5 protein-coding genes are annotated in these 2858 nt (G+C 38.2%); all 5 read right to left on the bottom strand.

The window, feature by feature from the left end; genetic code table 11:
• Nucleotides 1–1592: siphovirus ReqiPepy6 Gp37-like family protein (locus ACFSY7_RS10500; RefSeq protein WP_380147793.1), on the bottom strand; the 1592-nt coding region annotated here is incomplete at its 3' end.
• A 54-nt stretch (nt 1593–1646) separates the two neighbouring features.
• Nucleotides 1647–1802, bottom strand: a complete 156-nt coding sequence (locus tag ACFSY7_RS10495) for a hypothetical protein (protein ID WP_380147792.1) — start codon at nt 1800–1802, stop codon at nt 1647–1649.
• A 34-nt stretch (nt 1803–1836) separates the two neighbouring features.
• Entirely contained in the window at nt 1837–2046 is a 210-nt protein-coding gene (locus ACFSY7_RS10490; protein ID WP_380147791.1) for a hypothetical protein, read from the bottom strand.
• A 12-nt stretch (nt 2047–2058) separates the two neighbouring features.
• A complete protein-coding gene (locus ACFSY7_RS10485) occupies nt 2059–2538 on the bottom strand; it encodes a hypothetical protein (protein WP_380147790.1) in 480 nt (159 codons plus the stop codon).
• On the bottom strand, nt 2538–2858 hold a 321-nt coding region (locus ACFSY7_RS10480), incomplete at its 5' end, for a hypothetical protein (RefSeq protein WP_449274625.1). The genes ACFSY7_RS10480 and ACFSY7_RS10485, both read right to left, overlap by 1 nt.

Here is a 2858-nt window from a genome sequence, read left to right as displayed (position 1 = left end):
CCAGCATCGCCTTTCGGTCCTTTTAACGAAGCTAACTGTTCCACGGTAAAATCTGAATAAACAAATGGATCACCTTTATCACCCTTTGCACCTGCAGGACCAGTTAAGCCAATATCTCCTTTATCGCCTTTTTCTCCACGTATTCCTTGTATACCTTGTGGTCCAATGTCACCCTTTAACCCTTGTGGTCCTTGCATACCTTGTGGTCCAACTGGGCCGGTTTCGCCACGCTCACCTTTTAGTCCTTGTGGGCCTTGTAGATTCACATATTTATATTGCGTTTCATTATTCGCTTTAACCCCTAATTGCGTACCATTCCAGTTGTAATCGACTGATGTAATCGAACTTACTTTTTCATCTACATATGCTCTTGATACACCACTCGTTACGCCACCTGTGCCTGTTGCATCTTTGATTGTACGTTTTAATTTATCGATAAACGTCGGAATGTCTTTATCAAATACAACCTCAATTTGTTTCGAATGGCCAACCTCATGAATCTCTTTCACTTCGGTAATTCGTGCATCTAACGTCACACCCCAGTCTTTATGCTGCAGTGTCGTTATATCACCCAAAAACCAATCTTCGCCATATTTGAAGCGTCCTGTATTGATTTGACCGCTGAAAAATAACGTTTGCTCATATTCAGAAAGTTTTTCATTACCGCGATTCGTTAGATCTGCAATAATTTCCTGTTCTGGGCGAGGAACTTCGATAGTTGTAGTAGATTCTGTAACATTGCCTTCTTCGTCAGTTTCAGTCAACGTTGTTTCTTGTTGGGTAGTGTCTGCAATATCACGCGCATCAACATACAATTCTTTACGCGCTAAACCGGTTAAATCATCATTTAATGTAATGACTTTACGTTCTACCCCTTCACCTTGGCCAGCAACAATAGCAGTCGTTTTTTGGTCCAATTTACTTTCAGTATATTCGAGTGTTTGAAGTGTTTTAAATTCAGGACTAAATACAACTGGAGGACGTTGTCGTTGTGCAGCTGTACGGTCTGCACCTTCAATTACATCGAATACAAAACGTTTATTTGTAATATCTATACTGATGTTCCAACCGATACCCGTTAGTGTACCAATTGTTTCAAGTTCCTCTGATAGCGTATCAAAACGTGGTCCACGTGTGATAGTAGGCCCTCGTTTTCTATTTGGTGCGATTACTAATCGTGAAATAGTACGCTTAGGATTAGTCGGTTTCAATGCATTATGTTCAACAAATGTTTTCATGACCGTTTCAACGTCTGCAGTAATATCATCATTCGTTTTCCCGTCTGGCGGTATACAAATACGGTCTGCAAGCCACGCTTTTAAAGGAATCGCTTTAATCAACCAGTTCTCTGTTGCTTTACCATTTTCATCAAGCGCAATTTCACGATGCAATATTTGGAATGGCGTATCGTAATCATTTTCGATAAAAACGATGCGGTCTTGTTGTAGTAAATCTGCGTTGTGCATATGTCGATTAATGTGTAATTCGATTTCACCAATGCCGTATAATTTATTTGTGATTTGTAGGGATTCGTATTTTGCTACTTCACCGTAAAATTTGAAGTCTGTGTCAATGACGCGCAATGGTATCATGTCGCCCCTCCTTATATAAAAAAATCCCCCTAGCGAAAGCTAGAGGGTTGATGATTATGCGTAAGTTGTTTCGATTAGGTTCATTAATTCTTCGTATTCAGCTTGTTCGAATTGATTGAACATGTAGAACGTATTTACACGCTTTGTGATGTCTACCTTTGTGTACGTTTTTGCCATTACGAATTTTTTAGATAATGTATATGCTGTCATTTAAGTTTCCTCCAATTGGTTTGTTTTTTCCAAATTAAAAACTCATCGATGTTTCGATGAGCATTGTTTGATATTGTGTTTCGTATAAGATTTTTTCTTCGATTGTTGGTGGTACTTCTTCGATGGGTTCTGTTACTTCTTGCGGTACGTCGTCCACAACCGTATGTGTCACATTTACGCCATCACGACTATATTGAGTGACACGTTTACCTTCTTCATTAATGTATTGATTTAAGATTTCCATTCCGCCACTCCTTTAAGTTAATTGATAAATTATCCAACCACTACTGCTAGTTTGATAAGATTCCAATTTTAAACTTCTTTTAAATGTGATGGCTTCCTTTAAAATTAAGCATCTTGTTAGTTGTGTTACTGGTAGTTGTGAACACATTAATCGGGAATAAAAAGGATAAGTTGATGATGTTGAGCTAGAGAAGTTCCTTTCTGTCGCTATGACTATACCTGAACTAACTCCTTTCGGTACATCTTCAAAATCAAAAACCACTTCATCATCTACAGTGATTCTCACTCCCACATCTGTGTTATTTCTTGTTATTAAAAAAACTTCTAACAACTCTCCGCTACCTTCAATTTTCAATAATTCACGGAATTCTGAAGTAAAGTTTTCTGAATTTTTTTTAGTTATAAACGGGCCTTTTATCTCTTTATTTACATTTCTTATTTTATTTAAAATTTCATCTTGTTTTGCCGCAGTCGGCAATTGGATTTCTGGCATTATACATCCTCCTCGTATTTAAAAATTAAACCGTTAAAATCGTCGGTAACAGAAAAGCCATAACGGTAATTAACACCATTTTTAACGAATCGCATTGGCAACTCACTGGTGATACGTAAAAATAAATTACCGGCCGCATCTTCTGATAACGTGTCTTTCACTTCGTTAAACCATCGTGTAAATGCAGTTTCTTCGCCGCTACGCCACGCTTCAAATTCCGTCTGTTGCACCGAACGCCAGTCGGTAAATAACTGCACCTCGTTATCTCGCCAATCGGTAAATACTTTCTTTTGTTCAGCAAGCCAATTAAGCATTTCAGT

The organism is Kurthia populi (assembly GCF_042686175.1).
GTDB classification, from domain to species: Bacteria; Bacillota; Bacilli; order Bacillales_A; family Planococcaceae; genus Kurthia; species Kurthia populi.
Note: the sequence above shows the minus strand (reverse complement) of the source record. Positions and strands in the feature narration are given on the sequence as shown.

Excerpts from the sequence above, each read along its gene's own strand:
- ACFSY7_RS10485 (WP_380147790.1), bottom strand. The coding sequence starts at position 2,538 with ATGCCAGAAATCCAATTGCCGACTGCGGCAAAACAAGATGAAATTTTA.
- ACFSY7_RS10495 (WP_380147792.1), bottom strand. The coding sequence starts at position 1,802 with ATGACAGCATATACATTATCTAAAAAATTCGTAATGGCAAAAACGTAC.
- ACFSY7_RS10490 (WP_380147791.1), bottom strand. The coding sequence starts at position 2,046 with ATGGAAATCTTAAATCAATACATTAATGAAGAAGGTAAACGTGTCACT.